This is a genomic window from Aminobacter aganoensis, assembly GCF_014206975.1.
GTDB classification, from domain to species: Bacteria; Pseudomonadota; Alphaproteobacteria; order Rhizobiales; family Rhizobiaceae; genus Aminobacter; species Aminobacter aganoensis.
In genome coordinates this window covers 1-3,615 of the sequence record NZ_JACHOU010000040.1, presented here as the reverse complement: position 1 = coordinate 3,615, position 3,615 = coordinate 1, and the positions used below count along the sequence as shown (strand labels likewise).

Here is a 3,615-nt window from a genome sequence, read left to right as displayed (position 1 = left end):
TGTCGCTTGGCATTTAAATGCAAGAATGCGGTGGTTTTGCCCGGGTTAGGCACTTAATCGTGAGAATTCCTGCAGCCAGATTCTCAAATTAACTGCATTTGCCTAGAAGCTCGCAGCGTGCCGGCTTGAGCTATCATGTTCTCTGCGGCGTCAGAGAATCGGGCCCGGTTGTCGCCCATCATGTGCCCACGCAGCATCCGGAGCATTTCCGGGCCGGCGCGCTCGACGATGGCAACGCCGGCCAGCAGAGCCGGCCGCATATCGAGCGGCAGGATCGGCTTTGCAGGTGTGGGCAGATTCTGCAATTGCTCGGCAACGACATGGTCGAGATCGGGAATGATGGCGCCGAGCACCCGGTAGCGCCAAAGCTCGTGCTCGCGCGGTAGGGGCCAGATCACTCGCCGCATCAACAGAAGCCGGGCGATTTCGGTCGCCGATGTCCAGGTTCGAATGCCGCGTTCGGCTTCGTCGTCGAGCAGCTTTTCACCCCGCAGAGCCGCACGGTGATTTTGCCGGAAAGGGGAGCGAAGTTCACCTTTTCCGAACCCTCGTAGTAGTGTTCCGCAATGTACGCAGGTAATCCGCCACCCCAGCAGCTGGTTTCGCAGGATTGGCGCTGGTTCCGCGCTACCGGGGCTGCAACGTGCACAGGTCTGTGCCGGCCTCGCGGCGATTAGTCGATGCGACGACTTCGGCACATTGATGAAGGTCATTCGACGTAAAACAGCCGGTTTGGCGGCGAAAATACTGGCGAGGCGGACTTCCTGATCGCCGCTCAGATGGAGATCGACTGCTCGCAATGAGGAGGCCTCCGGCAGGCAATGCTGGAGCATGACGAGCGGCGGAACCGCGTAGAAGGCGGCATGGCGACTGATCCAAGACGACAGAAGCTCGTCAGGGTAGGGCGGCAATCTCACTGGCAACTGCCGTGGCGGCGCGGTCTCCGTCATGCGAACGCCGCCTCGGCCTCGAACTCCGGCTCCCAGTTTTCGACAGATTCGTCTGCAATATGCTCTTGGCCGCGTTCGATGGCGTCAACCGCGAGGTCGTTGATCATGTGGAAGATGCTGGCGGTGATGCCCTCGGTTATCTGCAGAATCCGTCGCAGTGATTTCGGCGTGAGCACCGAGGGTCGACGCAGCGGCGTATTGCGCAGGATCGATGCCACCAGCGTCTCGAACTGCTCGTTCGCCGCCCACCTGCTCAAGGTGAACTGCTCAAACCGGCGTGCAAGCTGGACGTCGCCACCGATCGCCTCGCGCGCCTCGTTAACGCCGAAGCAGACCAGGGAGATCTGCAGACGATTGCTGAGGAAACGCAGCGTGTTCAGGACAATGCGCTGCTCGCGATAAGATCCGGCGAGAATGTTGTGCACCTCGTCGATCACCAGCACCTGCACACCGATGGCCTCCATGATGCGTAGCGCCGCTTGCTCCATCTGGGCGATATCGGCGCGTGGCCTCTGTGGTGCGCCGAGAAGGGTGAGCAGTTCGGCGTAGAACCGCCGCTCGCCGGGCCGGCTCGTCATCTCCATGGCCAGAACGGGCGTCTTCAGCGTACCCGTCACCGGGTTGAAGCACGGCGGGTGTTCGTCCCGGAACCGCTTCATGATCATGGTCTTGCCCATGCCACTGTCGCCATAGATCGCGACAGAAGGCATGCGTGTGCCGCGTGGATGGTCGAGAAGCCGGCTCAGCCGATCGAGCGCCTGCTTGGCGCGTGGGTAGAGCACCCATCGGCGCGATCGTATCGCGCGAATGCGCCGCTCGTCCGTTTCGGCAAGCAGTGCGCCGGCGCCGGCGGTCAGGTGGGAGATTTGATCGCTCATGTTTCACTCCAGCTCAATCTGTATCCTCAACAAAGGGTACAGGTTTGCTGGAGTCGACGCCGCGGAGCGAGCCCAATCCCCGATCATCCACCTTCGATTTCGAAGAAGCCTTCCCGCGTCGCGCAGCCGCCGTCTTATTGGTTGCCGCCTCGACCAATTCCCGCTGCGCGACGGCGGTGCGGACGATGGCGCGGGTGTCGACTTCGCGACGGCCCTTCGCACGTAAGGTACGCCGGGCGGTTAGTGCCTCGTGTAGCGTTATCGAGGGCAGGGTCACGTCGGCATAACGGGCCTCAACGAAGTTTCCCGATGGCCGCCGGACGAAGATGCGCGCCATGTCGCGCGGATCATATTTTACGAGTAGGCGCCGGTCAGAACGTCCGACGTCGGCGCTCAATGCCGGCGACCAGTAGCGCAGTTTGAACAGATGAATCCCGTCAGGCATCAACGTCCGCTCCTGCTCCGGCAGGAACGTCAGCCAGAAGCGCATTCGATCTTGCGGCAACCGAAGCGGGATTTCGCCCTCGTGCTCCCGCCACACCGCGATCGGCGGTCGACCCAGACTGCTGTGGATCGATTGATGATAAGCGCCGACAATGTCGAGAGCGATGTAGCGCTCGAGCTCCCTCAGAGTCAGTGCCGCATGTCGCTTCGAGTCATAGGCGCCCAACTCCTGTTCGTTGCTGAACGTTGTTCCGGGCAGGAGATGCAGCCTGCCCATCTGAGTGCCGATCAGGCGCTCGATATGACCGCCGAAACGCGGCTCACCGGGTGGCCGCCACTCGATCGCGATGCCCGCGTCCTGGCACCCTCGCTTGAAGGCCCGGCTTCGGAAGTCGGCACCATTGTCAACATGCACCATGTCCGGCAGACCGGCGACGGGCCAGGACTCCGTTATCTCGCGCTCCCGCAGCCATGCCGATTTGTCGAAGACGGAGTGTAGCAGGCACATGCTGGTGGACAGGCGGGACGGCGCCTCCATCGTGAGATAAAAGCCGGTCACCATCCGGCTGCAGACATCCATCGCCAGCGTCAGCCATGGCCGTCCGATCGGCTGCCGCGTCTCCTCGTCAACGACAAAGATGTCTGCCTTGGTATGGTCGATCTGGACCACTGCCAGGGGACGGGAGACTTCGAATGATCCGGGGACGGCCGTTGTCGCCTTGACGATTTTCTGTTCGCCACGCCGATTTGCGCGCTTCTGCAGGTCGATGTCCTTCACGCGGGCGACGATCGTTCGGCGATGTGGCGGCTTCAGCCCGACCGAAATGCAGTTCGTCTGCACGTCCCGCACCAACTGCGAGATCGTCGGTCGGGTCCGCTTCAAGTAGAACTTTTTGATAGTCTTGCTAACGATCTCCTCCCGTTTCTCGTCCAGCGTACGATGACCCACAGGCCGTCCACGCTTGCGATCGACAAGAGACAGAACGGTCCCGCCGACGCGGAACAGCTTGATCAGCCGGTAGGCCGTCGCCTGACTCACATTCATCCCGGCAGCGAGCCCCGAAACGTTTGCCGCGGTCGCACCGTCAGGATTGCGCCTCAGGAATTCACGGAGCGCATCTGCCCTTCGGCAAGCTTCATCCCAAAGCGCTTCGTCGATCTCATCAGGGATCCGATCTCTCATGGCAGGCTCGCGAGGAAAACATCACGAGTCTCATTCTCACATTAAGTGACAAAAGCCAATGCGCATTATCGAATTAACTGCCCATTCGCAAATTAAGTGCTGGCGTAAGCATCTGAAATCATTGAAGCATGATTCTCATCATTAAGTGCCGAGCGACACC

The 3,615-nt window shown here is 60.9% G+C and carries 3 protein-coding genes; all 3 read right to left on the bottom strand.

The window, feature by feature from the left end; genetic code table 11:
* Positions 1–83: 83 nt before the first annotated feature.
* Genes GGR00_RS28060 through GGR00_RS28050 form a run of 3 tightly spaced genes read right to left on the bottom strand, consistent with a single transcriptional unit; the run spans position 84 to position 3,455 of the window.
* Positions 84–950 (bottom strand): TniQ family protein, encoded by an 867-nt coding sequence (locus GGR00_RS28060; protein WP_080919223.1) that lies wholly within the window; start codon positions 948–950, stop codon positions 84–86.
* Positions 947–1,828, bottom strand: a complete 882-nt coding sequence (locus tag GGR00_RS28055) for a TniB family NTP-binding protein (RefSeq protein ID WP_080919224.1) — start codon at positions 1,826–1,828, stop codon at positions 947–949. The genes GGR00_RS28060 and GGR00_RS28055 overlap by 4 nt, the downstream gene beginning before the upstream one ends.
* 13 nt (positions 1,829–1,841) lie before the next feature.
* Positions 1,842–3,455, bottom strand: a complete 1,614-nt coding sequence (locus tag GGR00_RS28050) for a Mu transposase C-terminal domain-containing protein (RefSeq protein WP_184702833.1) — start codon at positions 3,453–3,455, stop codon at positions 1,842–1,844.
* Positions 3,456–3,615: the final 160 nt, after the last annotated feature.

What these genes read in the sequence shown, in the direction of transcription:
- GGR00_RS28050 (WP_184702833.1), bottom strand. Translation starts at nt 3,455, where the DNA reads ATGAGAGATCGGATCCCTGATGAGATCGACGAAGCGCTTTGGGATGAA.
- GGR00_RS28055 (WP_080919224.1), bottom strand. Translation starts at nt 1,828, where the DNA reads ATGAGCGATCAAATCTCCCACCTGACCGCCGGCGCCGGCGCACTGCTT.
- GGR00_RS28060 (WP_080919223.1), bottom strand. Translation starts at nt 950, where the DNA reads ATGACGGAGACCGCGCCGCCACGGCAGTTGCCAGTGAGATTGCCGCCC.